Annotated in this window: 17 protein-coding genes and 1 riboswitch; of the genes, 12 read left to right on the top strand and 5 right to left on the bottom strand. The window is 51.9% G+C overall.

Annotated elements, in window-relative coordinates:
- The first annotated feature begins 51 nt into the window (after positions 1-51).
- The 3 genes from AC0YNV_RS08095 (at position 52) to AC0YNV_RS08085 (ending at position 6401) form a co-directional block, all read left to right on the top strand.
- On the top strand, positions 52-4380 hold the full coding sequence (locus AC0YNV_RS08095; protein WP_475767414.1) for a galactose-binding domain-containing protein: 4329 nt from the start codon (positions 52-54) through the stop codon (positions 4378-4380).
- Between the two features lie 157 nt (positions 4381-4537).
- The gene (locus tag AC0YNV_RS08090; RefSeq protein ID WP_475767412.1) at positions 4538-5599 is read left to right on the top strand and encodes a glycoside hydrolase family 88 protein; all 1062 of its coding nucleotides are present in this window, start codon (positions 4538-4540) and stop codon (positions 5597-5599) included.
- Between the two features lie 49 nt (positions 5600-5648).
- Positions 5649-6401 carry a hypothetical protein gene (locus AC0YNV_RS08085; protein ID WP_475767410.1) on the top strand — a complete coding sequence of 251 codons (753 nt, stop codon included), beginning with the start codon at positions 5649-5651 and terminating at the stop codon, positions 6399-6401.
- Positions 6402-6422: 21 nt separating this feature from the next.
- Here AC0YNV_RS08085 and AC0YNV_RS08080 read toward each other — a convergent pair whose 3' ends face one another.
- Positions 6423-7232 (bottom strand): helix-turn-helix domain-containing protein, encoded by an 810-nt coding sequence (locus AC0YNV_RS08080; RefSeq protein ID WP_475767408.1) that lies wholly within the window; start codon positions 7230-7232, stop codon positions 6423-6425.
- 89 nt (positions 7233-7321) lie between these two features.
- Between AC0YNV_RS08080 and AC0YNV_RS08075 the strand changes: the two genes are divergently transcribed.
- From AC0YNV_RS08075 to AC0YNV_RS08065, 3 genes are read left to right on the top strand one after another with little or no spacing between them, the layout of a single operon-like run.
- The gene (locus AC0YNV_RS08075; RefSeq protein WP_475767406.1) at positions 7322-8029 is read left to right on the top strand and encodes an RraA family protein; all 708 of its coding nucleotides are present in this window, start codon (positions 7322-7324) and stop codon (positions 8027-8029) included.
- 32 nt (positions 8030-8061) lie between these two features.
- The gene (locus AC0YNV_RS08070; RefSeq protein WP_475767404.1) at positions 8062-9093 is read left to right on the top strand and encodes a zinc-dependent alcohol dehydrogenase; all 1032 of its coding nucleotides are present in this window, start codon (positions 8062-8064) and stop codon (positions 9091-9093) included.
- Positions 9094-9126: 33 nt separating this feature from the next.
- Complete coding sequence (locus AC0YNV_RS08065) at positions 9127-9846, top strand: SDR family oxidoreductase (RefSeq protein ID WP_475767402.1); 720 nt, start codon at positions 9127-9129, stop codon at positions 9844-9846.
- An 87-nt stretch (positions 9847-9933) separates the two neighbouring features.
- On the opposite strand, the gene AC0YNV_RS08060 is transcribed toward AC0YNV_RS08065, so the two are convergent.
- Both AC0YNV_RS08060 and AC0YNV_RS08055 read right to left on the bottom strand, forming a co-directional pair.
- Positions 9934-10965 (bottom strand): sensor histidine kinase, encoded by a 1032-nt coding sequence (locus tag AC0YNV_RS08060; RefSeq protein ID WP_475767401.1) that lies wholly within the window; start codon positions 10963-10965, stop codon positions 9934-9936.
- On the bottom strand, positions 10962-11633 hold the full coding sequence (locus tag AC0YNV_RS08055) for a response regulator (RefSeq protein ID WP_475767399.1): 672 nt from the start codon (positions 11631-11633) through the stop codon (positions 10962-10964). The genes AC0YNV_RS08060 and AC0YNV_RS08055 overlap by 4 nt, the downstream gene beginning before the upstream one ends.
- Positions 11634-11813: 180 nt before the next feature.
- Between AC0YNV_RS08055 and AC0YNV_RS08050 the strand changes: the two genes are divergently transcribed.
- Together AC0YNV_RS08050 and AC0YNV_RS08045 are read left to right on the top strand one after the other, a co-directional pair.
- Entirely contained in the window at positions 11814-12587 is a 774-nt protein-coding gene (locus tag AC0YNV_RS08050; protein ID WP_475767397.1) for an ABC transporter ATP-binding protein, read from the top strand.
- Positions 12574-14502 (top strand): ABC transporter permease, encoded by a 1929-nt coding sequence (locus tag AC0YNV_RS08045; protein WP_475767396.1) that lies wholly within the window; start codon positions 12574-12576, stop codon positions 14500-14502. The genes AC0YNV_RS08050 and AC0YNV_RS08045 overlap by 14 nt, the downstream gene beginning before the upstream one ends.
- An 86-nt stretch (positions 14503-14588) precedes the next feature.
- Here AC0YNV_RS08045 and AC0YNV_RS08040 read toward each other — a convergent pair whose 3' ends face one another.
- Complete coding sequence (locus AC0YNV_RS08040) at positions 14589-16082, bottom strand: MFS transporter (RefSeq protein WP_475767394.1); 1494 nt, start codon at positions 16080-16082, stop codon at positions 14589-14591.
- A gap of 204 nt (positions 16083-16286) precedes the next feature.
- Between AC0YNV_RS08040 and AC0YNV_RS08035 the strand changes: the two genes are divergently transcribed.
- On the top strand, positions 16287-16889 hold the full coding sequence (locus tag AC0YNV_RS08035; RefSeq protein ID WP_210039809.1) for a TetR/AcrR family transcriptional regulator: 603 nt from the start codon (positions 16287-16289) through the stop codon (positions 16887-16889).
- Positions 16890-17035: 146 nt separating this feature from the next.
- On the opposite strand, the gene AC0YNV_RS08030 is transcribed toward AC0YNV_RS08035, so the two are convergent.
- Positions 17036-17656, bottom strand: coding sequence for a biotin transporter BioY (locus AC0YNV_RS08030; protein WP_475767392.1), 621 nt, complete (start codon positions 17654-17656; stop codon positions 17036-17038).
- Positions 17657-17751: 95 nt separating this feature from the next.
- Between AC0YNV_RS08030 and AC0YNV_RS08025 the strand changes: the two genes are divergently transcribed.
- The 3 genes from AC0YNV_RS08025 to AC0YNV_RS08015 all read left to right on the top strand — a co-directional run bounded on the left by AC0YNV_RS08025 (position 17752) and on the right by AC0YNV_RS08015 (position 21376).
- A complete protein-coding gene (locus AC0YNV_RS08025; RefSeq protein ID WP_475767390.1) occupies positions 17752-18600 on the top strand; it encodes an energy-coupling factor ABC transporter ATP-binding protein in 849 nt (282 codons plus the stop codon).
- Positions 18597-20327 (top strand): ATP-binding cassette domain-containing protein, encoded by a 1731-nt coding sequence (locus AC0YNV_RS08020; RefSeq protein ID WP_475767388.1) that lies wholly within the window; start codon positions 18597-18599, stop codon positions 20325-20327. Before AC0YNV_RS08025 ends, AC0YNV_RS08020 begins: the two co-directional genes overlap by 4 nt.
- Positions 20328-20432: 105 nt before the next feature.
- Positions 20433-20583: riboswitch (guanidine-I (ykkC/yxkD leader) on the top strand.
- A 76-nt stretch (positions 20584-20659) separates the two neighbouring features.
- Complete coding sequence (locus tag AC0YNV_RS08015) at positions 20660-21376, top strand: urea amidolyase associated protein UAAP1 (protein WP_475767386.1); 717 nt, start codon at positions 20660-20662, stop codon at positions 21374-21376.
- Positions 21377-21420 lie beyond the last annotated feature (44 nt).

Below are 21420 nucleotides of genomic sequence, written 5' to 3'. Positions count from 1 at the left end.
GATATTCAAATTGATCAGGACAACAATGATATTTCATGAGGAGTGATCAGTATGTTATTTAAAGGGGTAAGGTTACACAGCACGCAAAAGCTGAAATGGCTGTTGTTAATTGGCTTGACCTGTTTGTTTGGGATCATGTTATCACCAGGAAATACGCGTGCAGAGGATCCGGTACCCGACATCGAACCGGGAGCAATTCACGTTTCTCCGCAAGGATCCGATTCGGGGGATGGATCGGAGGCAGCGCCTTTTCAGACACTTGAGAAAGCGCGTGATGAAGTAAGGTCCATCCTGGCATCTGGCGATCAGACAGCTGATATTGTAGTTTATCTTCATGGTGGAACGTATAACTTGACCCAGACGCTTCTTTTCACCAATGAGGACTCTGGAAAAAACGGCCATCAGGTCATCTATCAGGCTTACCCGGGGGAACATCCCATCCTTAGCGGCGGCCAGGAAATTACAGGCTGGGAATCGATTGGTGGTGGCGTGTTCAAAGCGCCAATCGGCAATTTGGAATTTCGCCAGCTGTATGTCAATGACAACAGGGCGGTTCGGGCCCGGACGCCCAATATAGGCGAATTCTTCAGGGTCAAGCGGTGGGACAGAGCGAATCAAGATATATACGTTAACCAATCCGAAGTAGCAGGCATCCAAAACCCACAGAAAGTCGAAATGGTCATTCAGACGTATTGGTCCGATCAGCATATGCTAATAGAGTCCATGAATGTGAGCGGTGATGAAGCGGTCATCAAACCACAGAATCCAGGAAGGGATGTCATATTTAACCGCACAGCCCCTCAGATGGATCCCAAACAAGCTTACCATTTTGAAAATGCCTTAGAATTTATGGATCTTTCAGGCGAGTTTTATCTCGATAAAGAAAATAGCGAGCTCTTTTACAGACCACGCTTTGGTGAAGATATGGCAAGAGCTTATGTAGTCGCACCGGTTTTGGAATCGCTGGTGAAGGTAACCGGAACACTGGATCAGACTGTGAAAAATATGAAATTTATCGGATTATCGTTTCAGCATACCGGGTGGAATCTGCCCACTCAGCAGGGATATACCAGTACGCAAGCGAGCTTTTACCCCATAATGACGAATTATGACGGCAAAGTTCCGTCGGCATTTTCCGTCGAAGCTGCGGAGAACATTGTCTTCGAGCGCAATACCTTTCAAAATCTGGGTGGAACGGGACTCGATCTTATTTCTGCAACGAACAATGTGGATGTCATAGGCAATGTATTTAAAGATATTTCCGCAAACGGAGTGAATGTGGAGAGTGGATTATCTATATTGAAGCAGGTGCCTGCAGATCCTAGGACCATCGTTAAACAAACGCTGGTAGCCAATAACTTCATTACGAGAGTCGGACAGGATTATTACGGGGCTGTCGGAATATTCGGAGGGTTTACGGAAGCGCTTACTGTGGAGCATAACGAATTAACGGATCTTCCCTACAGTGCAATCTCCGTAGGGTGGGGCTGGACAATAAATACGACACAGCTTAAAGACAATATTATCAGATACAACGATATTCATCATGTCATGAAGCAGATGGTGGATGGCGCTGGAATCTACACGTTGTCCAAACAGCCGAATTCGCAAATTTATGAAAATTTCATACACGATTTTGACCGGTCTCCCTGGGCGGCACCGCCAACGGATCCCACCAAGAACTGGTTTCCCGTAGTTGGTATTTATCTCGACCAAGCTACCGAAGGATATGCAGTGGAACGAAACGTGATTGTTAATGTTCCTACCCCAATTTTCGCAAACCGGTTCAAGCTCGGTGCTGACACCTATACCGATAATTACGGCGATTTTGCATCAATTAAAGCTAATGCGGGCTTAACGGCACAATATAAGGACATTTCGATTCCCGTTAAAGAGTACGATCCGATAAAGCCAGAGTTATTACAAGCTATTACGGATGAAGAAGGCACAAAAATCGAACTGACCTTCAGTGAAGCGATATCGCCGTCTTCGATAGATCCCGAACGGTTTATTCTAAACGGGACGGCCGCAACAGTCGCGTCGGTCGTAATGAATACCTATTTGCCGAATAATAATGCAGTGATTCTGCAAACGAATGGAATTCTCGAATATCAGCACCCGATAACGCTCACAATGGCCGAAGGAGCGCTGCAGGATCCTGCGTTCAACAAGAATGCTCTCACCGAACAATTCTCCATCACGAATCAAGTCCGGAACCCTTACGTGATCGATCTTGAAATTACCGGATCTCCGATTCTAAGCGTTAATGATACCGCTGCTCTTCATCCGTTTGTCAAAACCCGCGACAATGTCCCCGTTACTTCGGGTCCTGAGGAATGGCAGTTCGTTTCGGCAAATCCGGCGATTGCGACGGTAGATGCTCAAACGGGCGAAATACAAGCACTAGGTGCCGGCGAAACCTATGTTACCATTACAACGGAATACAATGACATTGTCGTTACTGCAAAACTTGACCTATATATTTCAGCTGCCGGACAGATAAAACCCGCCTTTGTCAACATTGCAAAAAATAAACAATCCTATTCCACCGGCACTATTGCGGGACCCAATTTTGGATCGGAAAAAGCGCTGGACGGTAATATCCAGACGCTTTGGACGACAGCAGGCACGGGTACTTTAACGGCTGATTTGAGCGATCTCTATCATCTGTTCAAAATTCAACGCATCGAAGTTGTTACACGTCAGGACACTGACCAGCAATCACCACGGAGAAATTTTGAGCTGCAGGCCTCCAACCGCAAAGATTTTGCAACTTATACCGTACTAGGGAGCCAAAATGAACTGACGCTTCCATACCGCTCAACTTGGACTGTGAATTTGCCCGAGCCGCAATCTTTTCAATATATTCGTTTTTCAAAACCTATTGATTACGCAGCTGTTGCAGAACTGCGCGTCATAGCTGAATATGATACGGGAGAAGACTTATCTCTCAATTGGCCGGAAGGGAGTGTGCTTCAGGCATTCAAAATGGATGATCCCGGCAAAGTCCGATTGGAATGGTCTCTACTTGATCCTTCGTATAACATTGCTTCCTATAATGTTAATGTCGATGGGCGTGCTCCTCTTACGGTAACTGGTTCCGTTTATTCAACTACGATTAGCAATTGGCCGGAAAATGTGCCTGTAACAGCCAAGGTTGAGGCGGTAAATACGGAGGGGCGCTGGAGTATGAATGGTCCGTCTGTCTCGTTTACAGCGAATTGGCCGGACTATCACATCGAATTGAATATGAGCGGAGGCTCACCTGTTATGAATGCGGGTGAAACTCTGCAGCTCCAGCCCGTCCTGACACACGATAACGGAACTGTCATTGAAGGAGAGACCTTATGGCAATATGAGTCGCTTAATCCGTCAATCGCGACTGTCAATGCTCAAACAGGGTTAATTAACGCTGTGGGCAGCGGTGATGCCCAAATAAAAATTACCGGCGTGCACAGTGACGGGAACTTTATTACCAAACTTGATCTTTTTATCGTTGCAGCGGGGCAAACAAAGCCGGAGACTGTCAACCTTGCCAAAAGAAAACCGGCTACGGCTACTTCTGCTTTCAGTGCGACCTATGGAGCGGATAAAGCGGTTGACGGCAATAACAGTTCGCTATGGACGACAAGCGTTCCCGGCTCGTTGACCGTAGATTTGGGAGAATCATACCGCTATTACGATATTACCCGTATAGAGGTCGTTACACGCCAGGATGCAGACCAGCAATCAACACGCAAATTATTTACGGTTCAGGGATCGAACCAAAGCGACTTTGCCGATATAACCGTGTTGGGGTCTCAGAATGAAGAAGTTCTGCCATATCGGGCAACCTGGTCCATCGAATTGCCGCAGCCGGTGTCATTTCGGTATATTCGGTTTGTCAAACCGGTGAATTATGCTGCGGTGGCGGAATTGAGGGTGATCGCAAAACCTAAACAGGCGCAGATGCTGGAGGATCAAGCACTGGAGGACCATGTGCCACCGCAGGATCAAGCGCCGCCGCAGGATCAGGCACCGCAAGACCAGGCACCGCAGGACCAGGCGCCGCCGCAGGATCAAGTGCCGCAGGACCAGACGCCGCCGCAGAACGAAGCGCCGCAGGACCAGACGCCGCCGCAGGACCAAGCGCCGCAGGGCCAGGCACCGCCGCAGGATCAAGCACCGCCGCAGGATCAGGCACCGCAGGATCAAGCGCCGCAGGATCAGGCGCCGCAGGACCAGACACCGCCGCAGAACGAAGCGCCGCAGGACCAGGCGCCGCCGCAGGATCAAGCGCCGCAGGACCAGACGCCGCCGCAGGATCAAGCACCGCCGCAGGACGAAGTGCCGCAGGATCAGGCACCGCAGGACCAGGTTTCAGAGCCGGATATTGTCTAGAATCGCACCAAGAAGCGGAGCTCGTGAGGCTCCGCTTTTTTCTCTGCTGTTCAGCGAATGAGACAAAAATTAGTTGTTTCCTTCATGTTCCCCTGCGCCTTGAAATTATAGAATAGGGTTGTAATTCAATCCGGATTGCCAAGGAGGCTAATGATTCGTGAATCCGCTTTATATTTCACAAAAGCTGTATGAACACTATGAGCATGTCGAAGAGGTCAAACACTATTACGGGTTATTGGCCATCTACGCACTGCTGCTGACCGCTGAAGAAAAGCAGGATCCCGTGTTACTCGAAAAGTGCAAAACGATTCTGTCCCGTTTTCCCGACCGTATTGAACATCCTACTTATAATTTTCCAAGCTACCGGATTGGCGGAATCCCAAAGGCTTATGCACTGATGAAAGGCCATTTGCCCGAAGCGGAGGATCAGGTCAGGCAGTATGCGGAGGAGATGATGACGGCAGCCAGGGACCGCAGCGGCATCATGTCATACCCCTATGCGCCCGAGCGCGAAATGATCTGGATTGACGTTGCGATGGCGGTAACGCCGTATTTGCTATTCGCTGGCTTGGCGCTTGGCGAAGAGCGATTGATCGATGAGGCGGCCAATCAAAGCTTTCTCATGTATGAGGAGTTTCTTGACCCTGAGAATGGCCTGCTCCATCAGAGCAAGAACTTCGCAGGACCCGGCAAATATTCGCAGGATCATTGGGGAAGAGGCAATGGCTGGGGGTTTCTGCCTCTTGCGGAGCTTGTACAGCATCTGCCGCAGCATTCCCGCCACAGGCCGAAGGCGGAGAAATATTTCAGGGATTTGGCGGCAGCCCTCCTTCCTCATCAGTCGGAGAGAGGACTATGGAGACAGGAAATTCCTTTCGAATATTCTTATGAAGAAACGTCGGGCACCGGGTTGTTCCTTTATGGTATTGGTGTGGGCATGCGATGCGGACTGTTGGACAGGGATACCTATTCGCCCGCATTCCTCAAGGGAATCGAGGGCTTGAATCAGATCAGCATTAATGCTGACTTCTCAACGGAGCGAAGCTGCCCGGGCTGCCTGTGTCCCGGTGAAGGCGACGAGAAAGGCACGGTCAAATCCTATGTGACGCTGATGCTTCCCCACCGCGACGAGCATCACAGCTTCGCCCCTCTGATGTTTGCGATGGTGGAGGCTTACCGGAACGGTCTGTACGATTTGCCCCGTAAATCTGAAGCGTAACGTCATATGCCAGGAATGCAGGAAGCCGCAATTCAGGAGGGATGAGAGAATGCTGCCACATCTGCAGGAGCGTTTTTTTAGAGATGAGCATGAGTTGAATACCGGTACATGGAACATTGAAGCGGCAGATGAGGATGGAATCAGGCAGCTGCCCGTGGAGGAAGCATGGAAGAAAGAAGGAGCTGCATCGCCGCATAAACCGGCGCGTATGGTCACAGAGCGGGACGGTATTGAGGTGATCCGTTCGGACGCGGCGGAGCTGTACGGGTATCCGATCATTAAAGCGGAGCGGATCTGGATTACTGCGATGTCACACACCCTGTTTATTATAGACCGCTTGAAAGCGGAGAGGCCGGTCAGGGTCGCCAGCACATTCATGCTTAACGATGACGACAACCGGATGAAGGTCAAGGCGGCGGCCGAAACGAAGCTTGTTCTGAGGCGAAACGCAGCGGGAATGAAGTTCTTTCAGGTTAGCGCCGCATCCGGAGGGGAAGCCAGCCGGAGCAGTCTTTGGATAGGAGATACGCCCTACAGCGGGCCGGTGGAAATGAACGCATCCACGTTTCGCTTTGCAAGCGATTCCTGCCAATCGGAGCACATCCATGTATATGCCGCTGCCAGAGACGATACGGAGGCAGTGAAAGAGTGGCATATCCTTCCGCTGACTGACCGGCAGTTCTATGTGGAGCCGCCCGCCGGATTAACCGGCTATTCACTGGAGCTTGGGGAGAATGATGAGCTTGTCGTCAGAAGCCATCCGGATGGCAATGTCCGGACCATCTGCTATTCCAGCCATTGAATTTTAAATCAAGGCAACAGGCTAGTCCTTCAAGTAGTAGGAAGGGGATGCGCCCGTCAGCTTTTTGAACAGCCTGCTAAAATAATAGATGTCTTCAAAGCCGACGGATCTTGCTGCTTCCGATACATTGCAGTCGCCGCTCAGCAGCAGATCCTTGGCTTTATAAATACGAATCTGATTCTGGTATTGTACGGCTGTCATCCCGATTATTTTCTTGAACAGCAGCCGGAAATGTGAGGAGCTTAACCCGCTTAGCGCAGCCAGCTCGTCTATCGAGAAGTGGTCCCTGTAGCTGGACAGGATGAGGTTGGCGGTTTTCTCAATCACGTAGTAGTGGGCGCCGCCATGCTCGGCCCGATCCTGTTCCTTGATGATCTGGTACAGGATATCCATCATGATGCTCTTGCATTTGATCGTGAACCCGCTTCGCCTGCCGCTCCAGACCATGCTGAGTTCGGCGAACAGGGACTGCAGCTTGAAGGGATGTGGGCTGCGGATGACATTTTTGAACCCCTTGAAGAAATCATATGTGCTGTCATTCAGAAATTCAATGTCAAAGGAAACCGTATAGAACGACCACGGATTGTCCGGGTTGGATCTTGCTGAGCGGACCAATCCCTTGGGGAAGAAAAGCAGATCGCCTTCCTTAACCGGAACTTCACGGTTCAAATAACGATAGACGGCCTCGCCGGAGGAGCAAAATGCGATGACGTAGGTATTGTGATAAACAATCTGATCAATGCGCCACTGCAGATCAGGCTCTTTTTCATTGATGTGCTCGATGAACCGTATGTTGAAATCTAAATCATCTTGTACATGGATACCAGACATATACGCATCGCTCCAGCCCAATGGGATCATGGTATTCATTATAATTATGCGGCAGGATTATTGTCTATCTCTAAACAGGAGGAAATCAAATGAATCTGGACGATCTGAAAGCCAAACGCGGCAGGAGGGAGCCAAGTGCCCTTCCCATACCGGAGAAAGAACTGTGCAATCGCTTCCAGGAGGTGTTTACGGCGGCCGTGAATGATGTATTAAGAGAGCATGGGCTGCTGCATCAGGTGCTGCCCAGCAATATTGCGCCCTTGAAGCCGGAAATGAAAGTATGCGCCGTCGCCTTCACGGTTAAGGGTTCGAAGAATCTGACGATTGAAAGCGAGATGGAGCAGCGCGCCAAGATGCTGGAGGAAATCGGAGATAATTCCGTTGTCGTCTGGGATACGAGCGGGGATGACGAGTCGGCTCAGTGGGGCGAGGTGATGACGATGGCTTCGCAGAAGCGGGGCTGCAGGGGGGCTGTCATTGACGGGGGTGTCCGCGATACGAACAAGGTACTGGAGCTGGATTTTCCCGTCTTCTGCAGGTACCGCACCTCCAACGGCATGCTCGGCCGCTTCCGGATGATCGATTGGCAAATTCCCGTCATGATTGGCCAGGTATTCATCTATCCGGGGGATATTATCTTCGGCGATATCGACGGCGTAATCGTGATTCCAAGGGATATCGCTTATGATGTGCTGCTCAAATCAGAATATATTAAAGAGAATGAGAAAGCGATCAAGCAGATGGTTCTCGAAGGATTGACACCCTCTGAAGTGATAAAAAAAGGCGGGTACTTTTAAGGGATGTGCATCTTCATGAAGGGAGGAATTTGATGAAAGCGGCCGTTTTGACAGCGTGGGAAAATATTGAGATTCAGGATGTTCCGGTTCCCGAAATCGGGGAGGAGGAATGTCTGATCAAGGTGAGGTATGCGGGGATTTGCGGCACTGATCTTCATATTTATGGCGGTCACCATCCTACGGCAAAAACTCCGGTTATCCTGGGACATGAATTCGTCGGCACGATTGAGCGGATCAACACAAAAAGTCCCGTTAACCTTAAGATAGGTGACCGCGTTGTCGTTGAGCCCTTAATCAGCTGCAGCAGCTGCGGTGCGTGCAGAGAAGGGAACTGGCATGTATGTCAAAATCTCAAGCTGCTTGGCATTCATACAGGCGGCGGGTTCGCCGAGTATTTGAGAGCGCCGGTAGGCAAGGTCATCAAGGTGAACGACAGATTGTCTGACCGGATCGCAGCGATGGCCGAGCCCTTTGCGGTAGGCTTTCATGTCAACCAGCGGGCCGGGGTCAAGAACGGCGACCGTGTATTGGTGATCGGCGCAGGGCCGATCGGACTGATCGTGGGACTTGTTGCCCGTGAAGGAGGAGCCGCACAGATCGCGTTCTCGGAGATCAACCCGATCCGGATTGATCAGGTGAGGTCCTTTGGCTTTACGGACATCATTAACCCGATCGAGAATGATGCCGCCGCAGATGCTGCTCTGCTGACAGAGGGAGAAGGGTTCGACGTTGTCATCGAGGTTTCGGGCTCCCAGGCAGGCCTCCTGTTGGCAACGCAAGCCTGCAGAATCAGAGGGACGGTTGTTTTTGTCGGTTTTCCCGGAAGCATTCCGCAGTTTAACGTGATGCAGGGGATTTTCAAGGAATTGACCATGGTGGGCAGCCGCGTGTATACCTACTCCCATTTTCAGAAAGCCGTGAGACTTCTGGAGAGTGTGGAGGCGGCGGGTCATTATGATTTGGAGAAGCTTATCAGCGGTGTTCATTCCCTGGAGGAGCTCGCGCAGTCCATCCAGACGATGAAGGAAGGGACAGTGCCCGGAAAAATATTGATCGAATTTTAGGACTTGCATGATTAGAGAAAGGAGACGTTTGATATGCAGGATGAGCGGTTGAAGGATAAAGTGATTGTAATCATAGGCGCTGCCGGTGGGATGGGGCAGGCGGCCGCAAGAGCGCTTGCCGCGCAGGGAGCAAGGGTAGTGCTCGGTTCGCGGAACGAGCCGGCTTTGCAGACTCTGGCCGATGAATTGATAAGCAGCGGCGCCCAGGCGGCGTACAAGAAAGTGGATGTGACAAACGAGCAGGAGGTAGAGGCATTCTTCGGGCATGCGGCCGAGGCGTTCGGACAATGCGATGCCCTGCTCAATTTGGCCGGCCTCAGTATACCCTCAGCCATCTCGGAGATGACGATCCAGCAGTATGAACAGTCGATGGATGTCAATTTGAGGGGTACCTTTCTTTGCTCGAAGCATTTTATTCCCTGCGTGGATCAGGAAGCGGGGGGATTGATCGTCAATGTCGGTTCAATGGCGGCCAAACGCGCGAATGCCAATGCTCCTCTGTACTGCACGGCCAAGGCAGCGGTCAATATGTTCTCGCAGGGGCTCTCCCTGCAGCTGATCGAGCGGAATATTCGCGTCACGACCCTGAATCCGGGGGCGACGGATACGGGCTTCTGGGGAACGCGCCAGGTCCCGAGGGAGAAATTCATGACAGCGGAAGATGTGGCGGAGGTGCTGCTGTTCGTTCTGCAGATGGATCCGCGGCTTGTGATCCATGAGATTAACTTCGAGTCTTTTGCATTCTACAAATAAATCCGCACATGAAGAAGCTATAACCGTCGTTTGGCGGCGAGCCTGCATGTTAACGATCAGAAGCCTGCGACAGCCGCAGGCTTCTTCTTATTGCATCCGATAATAATGGCTCAATTTGGGAAAATGAATGGTCACTGTTGTCGATATGCCTTCTTCCGATTGAATGGATAGATCATGTCCCAGCTTGAGAGCCATCTGCCTGGCGAGATACAGTCCCATTCCCGTCGATTTGGCATGGCTTCTTCCGTTTGCTCCCGTAAAGCCTTTCTCAAACACGCGGTGGATATCCTCCATTTTGATGCCGATTCCCGTATCCTTGATCAACAGCCGCTTCTCTTTGCCGTCCTCCTCGAAGCTGAAGGCGATGCTGCCGCCCTCCGGCGTATATTTCAAGGCATTGGAGGTGATCTGGTCGATGATAAAAACAAGCCATTTGCTGTCGCTTTGTACAAACTGCTGCACATCGTTCATTTGCAGGCCGATGTCCTTGTTGATGAACAGCTTGGCATATTTTTTCACGCTTTCTTTAACCCTTTGACCCAGCTGAACCTCCGTGATGAAATAATCTCTGGAGAAGGAATCGATCCGGGAGTAATAAAGCGCCTGCTCCACATAATTGTCGATTTCAGCCAGTTCATCCTCCAGCTTGTCAACCAGATAATCGACCGATTTGCCTGAACTGTTATCCATCAGCAGGCGGCTTGCCGCAATCGGCAGCTTGACTTCATGAATCCAGGACATAATAAAATCCTGATGATCCCGCTGCTCGTCGACCGAACGCTGCAGCTGCCGGGAATGGGCCTCATAAAGCGTCTTCACAAGCTCAAGGTAAAGCGCCTGCTGATGATTTTGCGGTTCGGAGAGGGTTGCAATCGCCTGCTCCGAATCGCTGCCAGTCAGCGCTTTCAGCTCCAGGAAGAAGGCTCTGCGGTAAAAGTAGCCGATCACGATGTACAATGCCATGAAGAAGAAGCATCCCGCATTGGCATACATGATATTATGATAGATAGGCTGACGTTCCCCGACGCTCACGAGCATAAGGGAGCTGACAAACAGCATGATGATTACATAGAAACAGAGAAAATATCGCTTGTCCTGCATATAGGCGAGAAAGCTCATGAGATGATGTATCCCTCTCCTTTCCGGGTGGCGATGAAGGAATCCTTGCCAAGCTCCGCCAGTTTTTTGCGAACCCGGGTGATATTGACCGTAAGCGTATTATCGTCCACGAAGCTTTCATCTTCCCATAAACTGCGCATGATTTTTTTACGGTGAACGACTGTACCTTTATGCTGCATCAGCAGCTTCAGAATGGTAAGTTCGGTCTTGGTCAGCTCCACCCGCTGTCCCCCCGCCGAGATCGTTCCGTCGCCCAAATGCAGGACAATGCCGTCATGCTCCAGCACGTTCAGGGCATTTTCGGTATAGGAGTAGGTTCTGCGCAGCAGGGCATTGATTTTGGCGATCAGCACCTCGGTAAAGAAGGGCTTCTGGATAAAGTCGTCTCCGCCCATATTCATCGCCATAACCATATCAATCGGCGTGTTCCGGGAGGAAATAAACAGAATCGGAACCTTCGAGATTTCCCTGATTTGACTGCACCAGTAGAAGCCGTCGAACGCCGGCAGATTAATGTCCATCAGGACAAGCTGCGGATTTTCTTTGACAAACAGCTGCAGAATATGATCAAAGTCATCGGCCAGGGCAACCTCGAAGCCCCATTTGATCAGCGTCTCCGCTACCAGATCGCCAATTACGCGGTCATCCTCCACGATCATTATTTTCACGCCTGCACCTCCCTGGATAAAGCATGCTGTATGATGAAACATACCATTTTACCGGATTTGAAAGCAATCCATGTGACAGTTTTGTAAGGTTAAACGGGGATGTTGTAAGTCCGCATGCGGTTTGAATCTTGTAGAATAAATCCATAAGCATGACAAATGATAGCAATGGAGGCGCCGCAGATGAGCAGAACCATCGTGGAAGCGAAGCAAATCAAAAAAATATACGGAACCAAAGGAAATGTGTTTACGGCATTGGACGGCATTGATCTTACAGTACAGGAAGGGGAATTCGTCGGGATTATGGGTCCGTCGGGCTCGGGGAAATCGACGCTGCTCAACATGCTGGCCACCATCGATCAGCCGACTTCAGGGGACATTGTCATTGACGGAACCAGCATTCTGAAGATGAACGAGGAGCAGCTGTCGGTTTTTCGAAGGGATAAGCTAGGTTTTATCTTCCAGGACTTTAATTTGCTCGATACACTGACGGTCAAAGAAAATATTCTGCTGCCGCTCGCGCTGGCCAAAATGAATGTAAAGGAATTGGAGCGGAGAGTGGACGAGATCGCCGATAAGTTCGGCATCAGGCAGCTGCTGGACAAATACCCTTATCATATATCCGGCGGTCAGAAGCAGCGCACGGCGGCATCACGCGCGATCGTGGCAAGTCCGAGCCTGGTTCTGGCGGATGAGCCGACAGGCTCGCTCGATTCCAAATCGGCCACCGATTTGCTGGAGAGTCTCAGAGATTTGAATGAGCAGGCGAAGTCGACCATTCTCATGGTCACGCATGACGCTTTTGCCGCAAGCTACTGCAAGCGGGTGCTGTTCATCAAGGACGGCCGTATGTTCACGGAGCTGGTGAAGGGGCAGGCCGCCACCCGCAAGGAATTTTTCAATAAAGTGCTCGATGTGCTGTCCGTGCTCGGGGGTGGCGTAAGTGACGTTGTTTGATATCGCGAAGAAAAATGTCACCGGGAACTTTAAAAGCTATTTGCTCTATTTTGTTTCCATGATCTTCAGCGTTGTGATTTATTACACCTTCGTTTCCCTGCAATATTCCGAAGAAATCCAGGCAACGATGCAGTCGTCGCAGGTTATGAGCTCGGTATTTATGGGGGCATCCATTGTATTGATTCTGTTCGTAGCTGTATTTATCTGGTATTCGAACTCCTTCTTCACGAGAAAAAGAAAAAAGGAGGTAGGGCTGTATTCGCTCCTTGGGATGAGGAAACGGACAATCGGTAAAATGCTGTTTTACGAGAACCTCATCATGGGAGCAGTGGGTGTGGCGATTGGCGTCGTGTTCGGGACATTATTGTCCAAATTGTTTACGATGATTTTCCTGAAGCTGCTGGATTCAGCCATCAATGTAAGCTTCAGTATCTCCCTGCAGGCGATTTTGAATACGGTCATCGTATTTGCGGTGCTGATTCTGTTCACATCGGTTCAGGCTTATCGCCTGATTTACCGCTTCAAGCTGATTGAATTATTTCAGGCCGAAAAAGAAGGCGATCAAGCGCCCAAAGCCTCGGTAATGGTGTCGTCCCTTGCCGTTCTGCTGCTTGCCTTCAGCTACTGGCTTGTGTTCCAGCCGATGACGACCAATGAACAAATGGGAAGGAATATGTTGTTGTTCATTGTGGCGCTCATTACCGGAACCTATTTCCTGTTCCACTCGGCCATCGTCTGGCTGCTGCGCGCATCGCAAAGCAACAAGTCGCGTTACTATCGCGGGATGAACGTTATCGCCACCTCCCAGCTGCTGTTCCGCATCAAGGGAAATACGCGTACGCTGACTATGATCGCCCTGCTCAGCGCGATCACCTTGAGCGCGGTGGGCGTGGGCTACAGCATGTACTACAGCAATGAGAAGAATGCGGATGATGCCGCTCCCTTCAGCTACAGCTATATCTCGGATGGGGGCGCGCTGGATAAGCAGGTCGAGCAAATTCTGGCGGCGGATACGGAGCATCCGGTCACGAAGAATTTTGCCATTCCGGTTATAAGGCTAAAGGCGAATACAGCAGCGCTGGCTTATAATCCATCGAATTTCCCGCCTGATGATACGCCTTTGAAATTGATTGCGGCAAGCAAATACAATGAGGTTTCCGGGGCAATCGGCCGGAAGGGACGGGCTCAGCTGACAGATAATCAGGCAGCCGCTATCCGTCCAAGGTATGCGACTGATTTGACTTCTTCCGATTATGCGGGCAGGTCCGTCACGATTAAAGCCCCTCAGGGGGATAAGGATGTCTCCTTCGTACAATTCCTTGAAAGCAATGTGCTGCGCTGGACTTTTCCTGATGTGACCATTGTCGTCAGCGACCGGTTGTTTGACGAAATAGCAGGGCAAGTGCCCCCGGATGTCTATCACGTGTATCAGGTCGAGGATCAACAGACAGCGAAAGCTTCTTCGGAACAATTAAACGGGCTTGCGACGGAAGAGAATCAGATGTCCTCCTATTATGCGGTATACCGGGATGGACTCGAAGATGCCGCCTTGAATATATTTGTCCTTGGGTTTCTGGGCCTGGTGTTTCTGGCGGCAACCGGCAGCATCATTTATTTCAAGCAGCTGACCGAAGCCCGTTCGGATCAGGGGCGTTATGATATTTTGCGGAAAATCGGCGTCAGCCGGAAAGAAATCCGGATCTCTGTCGCGAAGCAGACCTTTTTCGTATTCGCGCTTCCGCTTGTCATAGGCATTCTGCACAGCTCCATGATTCTGAAAGCCTTGTCCAGCATTAATCTCATCAACGGCAGCCTGTCCACGCCCATTATGACTTCCATGGCTGTTTATGTTGTTATTTATCTGATCTATTATGTGCTGACCGTGCAGTCCTTTAATAAAATCGTGAACAAGTAAGAAGAATCGCGCCGGGATATAAAAAGAACGCCCGCGGCCCCCTTCGCGACGAAGGGCGGCTGCGGGCGTTTCTTCTTGCTGAAAGTTTAATCCGCCGCAGATCCATCTGCCGGGGATTTCCTCCGGTTGGCCAGAACAAGGACAAGCGGGAGCAGGATAGCGGTGAGTCCAGCCAGCAAATAGAGACAAAGCAGGTACGCATCGGCATACGATTGTGCGAATGCCTGCGGGCTGACGTTAGCAGCGGGACTGCCCAGCGCGTTCAGCCACACGATGCCGATCAGGCCGATGCCGATTGCGAAGGCAACCTGCATGCCAGTCGTCAGGATCCCGGAGGCGGAGCCAATATCGCCAGGACGTATTTTGGAGAGCACGATATTCGTAATCGGAGCAGCGACGAACCCCTGTCCGATACCAAGCACTGCTAGCGCAGGTATCCACTCATAGCCGTTGAAGCCAATTCCGGTTGCATGGACGGACAATGCAAGGCTCAGGAAGCCGAGAACTGTCAAAGCAGAGCCGATGGTCAGCACATGAGGGCCGATTCTGGCGGAAATTCTGGAAGACATAAGGGATGCGGCAAAATACCCGAGTCCCATCGGCAGAATAACGGATCCCGCTTTCAATGCGCTGAAACCGAGTCCCACCTGCAGGAGATAAGCGGTGACCAGGAAAAATGCAGCCTGCGAGCACAGCAGAATAAAGACAATCAGCATGCCGACCGTAAACATTTTATGACGGAACAGCTGTACATTCATGAAAGGCACCCGTCCGTGTTTCAACAGCCTTTTCTCGAACCAGGCGAATACGGCAAGCACGGGTACAGACATAATAAGGCTGATAATCAGCAGGGCTGGCCAGCCTTCTTTTTGTCCTTGAACGAGAGGGTAAACGAGCATCAGCAAGCCGGCTGCGACAAGCACGGCTCCGGAGAGATCAAGCCTGGTCTTGACCGGCTCCTTCGATTCCTGAATGAAGGGAATCATGGACAGGATGATCAGACCTAGCGGAACGCTGAAGAAGAATACCATACGCCAGTCCAGGTCCCACGGGTTCCAGTATAGCAGAAGTCCGCCGATTAATTGACCGCTTGATGCCGCTATTCCCTGCGAGGCGCCGTACAGCCCGAAGACGGAGGCGCGTTTCTCGGCCGGATAATTGACCTGGATCAGGGACAGCACCTGCGGCGAAATCAATGCGGCGCTCAGACCCTGAATGATACGGGCCAGTATAAGCATGTTGACACCGGAAGCGACACCGCACAGCAGCGATGTGAGCGTAAACCCCGCAACTCCAATCATTAGCATCCGTTTCCGTCCGTAGCGGTCACCAAGTCTTCCGCCAATTATCAAGGCGATAGCATAAGCCAGCGTATAGCCGGTTATGACGAACTGCACGCCGGAAAAGCTGGAATGAAGTCCGCTTTGAATGGCAGGCGTAGCCACATTTACAACAAAAATATTGGCGACAGCCATAAAGACAGACAACAGCATCACGCTCAGCATAATACGGGGCCGCGGACGCATTTCTTTCACCGGGGCAGGGTGAGTTTGTGCGGCTGTTTTTACTAACGTTGACATGGGATCCGCTCCTTTATACCCGTATTCTTGCTTAACGAGGGCCGAATCATGACCCAGGTTGTCAGCAGACGGGTTTATTCATAATATGAGAGAGACAGTTCCGTCTCATTCCGTAAATTGAATAATACAGACGGATCTGTACCATGTCAATATTTAAATTTGCCGCGGACGTCTCTGGGGCACGGGGAATGGAGTTGTAAATGCATGGAAAAAAAAGAATCTGCCAAGGAGCGCATCCTGCGGACGGCTTCCGCCTTATTTTACAGCGAGGGTGTGCGTGCGGTAGGGATTGACCGTATTATAGAGGAATCCGGCGTGGCCAAAGCCAGCTTCTACCGTAATTTTGCGTCGAAGGACGATCTTGTCGTCGCTTATCTGGAATATCGCCACGGGATCAATATGGACAATATGGACAAGGCGAAGCGCCATTACCCGGATAATCCAGTCAAACAGCTGTATGAACTGCTCCATGGTCTGGTCGTACGGGCGGAGAATGTAGTTTACCGGGGATGTTCGCTCATGAACACCTCTGTGGAGTTTCCAGACAAGGATCATCCCGGCAACAGGAAGGCTGCCGCTTTCCGGCAGGAGCTGTGGGATGGAATTGAGGCGATCGCCCGTGAAGCCGGCGCGAAGGATGCCAAAGCGTTGTCTGCGCAGCTTCGTATGCTAATCAGCGGAGCGATAATGGTATCCTCGATGGACAGGTCGGTCTTTAATGCGGAGGAATTCTCAAATACACTGCGTTTGTTGATCAATCAACAAATAGACGGAGCAGATACCGCCATGCGGAAGCTGAGCGTCTAATCTTTCTGGTCAACAAGTCGAACCCGGTCCTCAAGGAAATCCCTGGCGGCCGGGTTTATATTTTGCTCTTATAGAATTATAAGGCTTAAGGGAAGAAGCTAACTCTGCCGCGAAAGGACGACGAAGCGGTTTCTTCTTGTTCATTATTAACGCCGGGCCGCACGCAGCCTGGGAAGAAGTGGCCGCAGGACCGGAATCAGGATGACCGCGATGACGGTTTTGATCGTATCGCCTGTCAGGAACGGGTAACAGCATGCCGCCAAGGCTTTGGCGAGAGAGACATGGGCAAAATGCGCATACCATAAAACACCCGACGCATAGACAAACAGAACGCCAAAGACGATAATGCTGATTATAAGAGCGATCCATTTTACGGTGGTTAACTTATTGCCGCTGCGGAACACAAGATCGCTGACCCAGCCGATCAGCAGAGCGGCGAATGGAAACATCCAGATAAAACCGCCAGTGGCTCCCAGAAGCACGGACATGCCTCCGCTGCCATGAAGCAGCGGCAGTCCGGTGGCAGTCAGGAGCACGACAAGAGCGATACTCCAGAATCCGTACACAGCTCCGAGCAGTCCGCCAGCCAGCATAACGGCAAGTGTCTGAAGCGTGATAGGGACCGCCGTGTACCAGAGCGGAATTTGAATAAAGCTGAAGGCAATGAATAACGCGGCGAACAGCGCGGTGAATACGATCCCGCGTATCCGGTAGATTGTCCCGGGTTGGGATGCTGAAGCAGGTGAGATTGGATTCGATGTGGACATTGTTTAATCCCCTTTCATATGTTAACTTGTTATTTGTTCGAGGTTAACAATTCGCATTTTATCATGGGATCATCAACTTGGGAAGAGTGAATTTTGTGAATGAGCAATTAAAGAATGGATATTTTAAGCTTTCAGGCATTAAGGTCTCAGGGGATCCGGAGGCTGAGGGAAGCACGGCAAGACTGGAACAAATCGACCTGCTCCTGGCGCCCGGCGAGTGGTTGAATCTGGTCGGCGTGAACGGGAGCGGCAAGACGACACTTGCCCGTCTACTGGCAGGACTCACGATGGAAGGCGTCTATGGAGAGATGGACCGCGGATTCGCCGGCTTCGGGCCATCGCCTTATGTGATGCAGCATCCCGATGCGCAGCTGTTCGGCGAGAATCCGAGGGAGGAGGTCAGCTTCGCTCTGGAGTGGCGGGGTGTACCGGCTGATGAAATTCCGGGCAGGTCTGAATATATTCTATCCTGGACGGGGCTGCTGCCAATTGCGGACTGGCCATGGGATCAGTTGTCGGGTGGACAGCGCCAGCTCGCGGCGGTCGCGGCTTCAGGCGCGGCGGAAACGCCGCTGCTGGTGTTCGATGAAGCGACTTCGATGCTGGACGATGCCTCCCGTGGACGTGTACAGCAGGTTGCTGACCGTCTATGCCGCAGCGGAACGGCGGTTGTCTGGGTTACTCAACGGCTGAATGAACTGGATCCTTACTCGCGCGTGGTGGCCTTGGCCGGAGGCAAAATCGTCTATGACGGAACAGGTCGGCAGTTCCTGCTTGGCGACGGGCTTGGCGGCAAGAGTCAAACACCCTGCGAGCAGTGCGGGCTGCGCTTGCCGTACCTGGCTTCGCTGGCCATTGAGATGAACCGGCTAGGCAAGCTGGATCCCCATTCACCTCTTCCGGTTACGGCGGAAGAATGGCGGGAGGTATTGAAGCGTCCATGAGCGAACAGCTGCTCCCTTTAACGATAGACGGGATTAGATTAACCGGTGACAATGACGGGCTGAATCCGCAGCATTCTCCGGGAACAGGGCTGAAATTAAACCAAGGATCAATTACGCTGGTAATGGGACCAAATGGCGCGGGGAAGACGAGGCTGTTGGAGATGACTGCAGGCTTGAGATTCGCGGAAGAATGGATTATTTCCTATGGAGACGAAAAGATGTGGCTCAGGGGCAGGAAGAGCAGACGGCGCCGGAATCCAGCCGCGCTTCTTGCATACGGATATGCATCCCAATCGCCGGAGGAGCAGTTATTTGCCCGTTCCGTCGCGAGCGAGCTGAGTTATGTACTCAAACCCTATAACCTGTCTGAGCCGGAGGAGCGCCGCCGTATAGCTGCAGCCCTGCATGCGGTCGGCTGGGATCATACATGGCTGGAGAAGGACCCGTATGCCATGAGCGGCGGGGAGCGCAGGAGGACGGCTCTTGCTTGCCTGTTCGCCGTTCCCGCCCGATGGCTGCTGCTGGATGAACCGACAGCCGGTCTGGATGCCGCCGGACATGAGCTGCTGGCAGAGCAGCTGAAGCAGCGGGCTGCCGCGAGCCAGGGAATTCTGCTGATTTCTCATGAAAGCGATTGGGCGGCGGCACTGGCGGACAATATTCTGATCATGAGCAGCACCGGTATGACCAGGTTATGCGGCCGGAATGATATTATCGCTCATCCGGAGTGGCTGTCGCAAGCCGGGATGCCAATCCCTGCATGGCTTGAAATCGCACATGAATGGTGGAATAGAGGCGTGCCGGCTGACAAGCTTTGGTCTCCGGCCGATCTGGCGGACGTACTTCCGGCTCTCGGCCGGAAGAAGCAGGGAAGCGTTGAAAGCGAAGAGCTGCCGCAAATAAATCTGCCATTGCAAGCAGATCAAGCACAGCTGCCGCATGCATTTGCTGCGAGAGCAGGGGCAGCTGCCAGATCAAAATCGCGGCTCCCCTTATTCGATCCCCGATCGGTGTGGCTGTCCTATATACTCGTTTCCAGCGGCATATTTATGCAGAAATCCTGGTCCGGAACCGGATGGTCATTGATCTTGGTGTTAACCGCTATTATCTTATTTCGTATTCCGCTGGCCCGCTGGCGCATTCCGATCATAAGCTTCGGATTCTTTATGATCATGATCTCGATATTGTCGGGTGCGGGGAACACGGCAGGCGGCGGCTGGTGGAACACGGATGCCTTCCTGGTATCGCTCCAATCGCTGGCGCGTCCGTGGCTTGTGATGCTGCTTGGCCTTGGCCTGCCGCTTGCGATAACGCCGCTGCGCCTTCGCCGCTCGCTGGAGCAATTATTTGCCTGGGCGGAACGTGTTCCCCCCTGGGCGCAGCGCCTGATCTTGACGATAACGCTGCTGCTTCGTTTCGTGCCGATTCTGCTGGAGGAATGGGAAAGATTCTCCCGTATTGCCGTTGCCCGGGGCAAAGCCCCGCGGGTAACAATCCTTGGAGCTGTGGGCCAGCTAAGAGACACTGCTATTCCTTTCATGCTTGCCCTGTTCCGTCTGGGCGAGCATGCGGCGGATGCGCTGGAGAGCCGGGGAATCGGCATACGCCAGCCGACCTTTATCCGCAGCCAGTTCTGGAAGCGGAGGGATACGTATCTATTTATCGGATGTTTATTGATTTTTGGATTTTTATGGATTTGGGCCAAAGGTCTTTTTAACATTATGTAATAAAACCTTACATGAACATTGACACGCCGATTTTCTCCTCCTATAATACGGATATCAGCACTCAACAACTGCATATCGGTTCTCATCCATATGTGGAATGGAGAACGATAAACTGTCTAGGGTTCCGTTGATTAGGGGTTTCACCGATTTATCGGCCGCTGCCTGCTAGTCAAGTCTGGTCCAAGAGATAGTGTACAGAGGATGTCAGCACAGCTGCCTCTTTTGTATAACACGGAAGGATAAAAGCCTGGGAGATTGATCTCCCAGGCTTTTTTGTTGTAAATCCGGGGATTTCATCCGGATAACAGGATGAATATGGGAGGAAATCACACATGGACAAACAATGGAGCAAGACCCTGCCTGCCGGGGGGAAGTGGTCGGCTGTGATAGGCAAGGGCAAGCTGATCCAACTGACTGCCTTGGGCGAAGGCGCCAATCTATCCATGCTGCTGTACAACGCCAGAGACTTGACCGAGCGCTACAATATGTCCGATACCCTCAAGGCGCAGCATACCTCGCATTTAAGCAAAGGACATGTGCTGATGAGCGACAATGGACTCGCCATGGCAAGTCTGGTCGAGGACGAACTGGGATGGCATGATCCCATCAGCGGTTACACCACACGCCAGCAGACGGATACGAAATATGGAGTCACGACCTATCAGGAGCTGCGAAACGACTGGCTGCGCAGCGGACAGGAGAATTTTGCCGTCGAGCTGGTCAGAAACGGGTTAGGGGCAAGGGATCTGGTGCCTGTCGTGAATCTGTTCTCGAAGGTGTCCTGCGACGCGGATGGCGATATGCGCTTCAGCGCCGGCCATTGCGCGGCGGGGGCGAGCGTGACGCTCCGCACGGAGATGGATGTCCTGCTGCTCTTGTCCAACACGCCGCATCCGCTTGATCCTGCCGCCGTTTATCCATCGGTTCCAATTGCGATCAACATCAGGGCGGCTAGTCCGGTGGAAGCCGATGATTGCTGCCTGAATTTCCGGCCGGAGAACCGCCGCGCATTCGAGAATACCTGGGACTATTACGTTCTTTCCACATAAGCTTGAACAGGTTAAAGATCCACATTCATGGAGGAGGAAATCTT

This window comes from Paenibacillus sp. JT31N11, assembly GCF_056269285.1.
The sequence above is the reverse complement of the archived record's forward strand: the minus strand, read 5'-3'. Positions and strand labels throughout refer to the sequence as shown.

Bases quoted from the DNA above. Each gene is read 5' to 3' on its own strand.
- AC0YNV_RS08070 (WP_475767404.1), top strand. From the start codon at position 8,062: ATGAAAGCGGCCGTTTTGACAGCGTGGGAAAATATTGAGATTCAGGAT.
- AC0YNV_RS08040 (WP_475767394.1), bottom strand. From the start codon at position 16,082: ATGTCAACGTTAGTAAAAACAGCCGCACAAACTCACCCTGCCCCGGTG.
- AC0YNV_RS08065 (WP_475767402.1), top strand. From the start codon at position 9,127: ATGCAGGATGAGCGGTTGAAGGATAAAGTGATTGTAATCATAGGCGCT.
- AC0YNV_RS08085 (WP_475767410.1), top strand. From the start codon at position 5,649: ATGCTGCCACATCTGCAGGAGCGTTTTTTTAGAGATGAGCATGAGTTG.
- AC0YNV_RS08030 (WP_475767392.1), bottom strand. From the start codon at position 17,656: ATGTCCACATCGAATCCAATCTCACCTGCTTCAGCATCCCAACCCGGG.
- AC0YNV_RS08050 (WP_475767397.1), top strand. From the start codon at position 11,814: ATGAGCAGAACCATCGTGGAAGCGAAGCAAATCAAAAAAATATACGGA.
- AC0YNV_RS08035 (WP_210039809.1), top strand. From the start codon at position 16,287: ATGGAAAAAAAAGAATCTGCCAAGGAGCGCATCCTGCGGACGGCTTCC.
- AC0YNV_RS08015 (WP_475767386.1), top strand. From the start codon at position 20,660: ATGGACAAACAATGGAGCAAGACCCTGCCTGCCGGGGGGAAGTGGTCG.
- AC0YNV_RS08060 (WP_475767401.1), bottom strand. From the start codon at position 10,965: ATGAGCTTTCTCGCCTATATGCAGGACAAGCGATATTTTCTCTGTTTC.
- AC0YNV_RS08080 (WP_475767408.1), bottom strand. From the start codon at position 7,232: ATGTCTGGTATCCATGTACAAGATGATTTAGATTTCAACATACGGTTC.
- AC0YNV_RS08075 (WP_475767406.1), top strand. From the start codon at position 7,322: ATGAATCTGGACGATCTGAAAGCCAAACGCGGCAGGAGGGAGCCAAGT.
- AC0YNV_RS08095 (WP_475767414.1), top strand. From the start codon at position 52: ATGTTATTTAAAGGGGTAAGGTTACACAGCACGCAAAAGCTGAAATGG.
- AC0YNV_RS08020 (WP_475767388.1), top strand. From the start codon at position 18,597: ATGAGCGAACAGCTGCTCCCTTTAACGATAGACGGGATTAGATTAACC.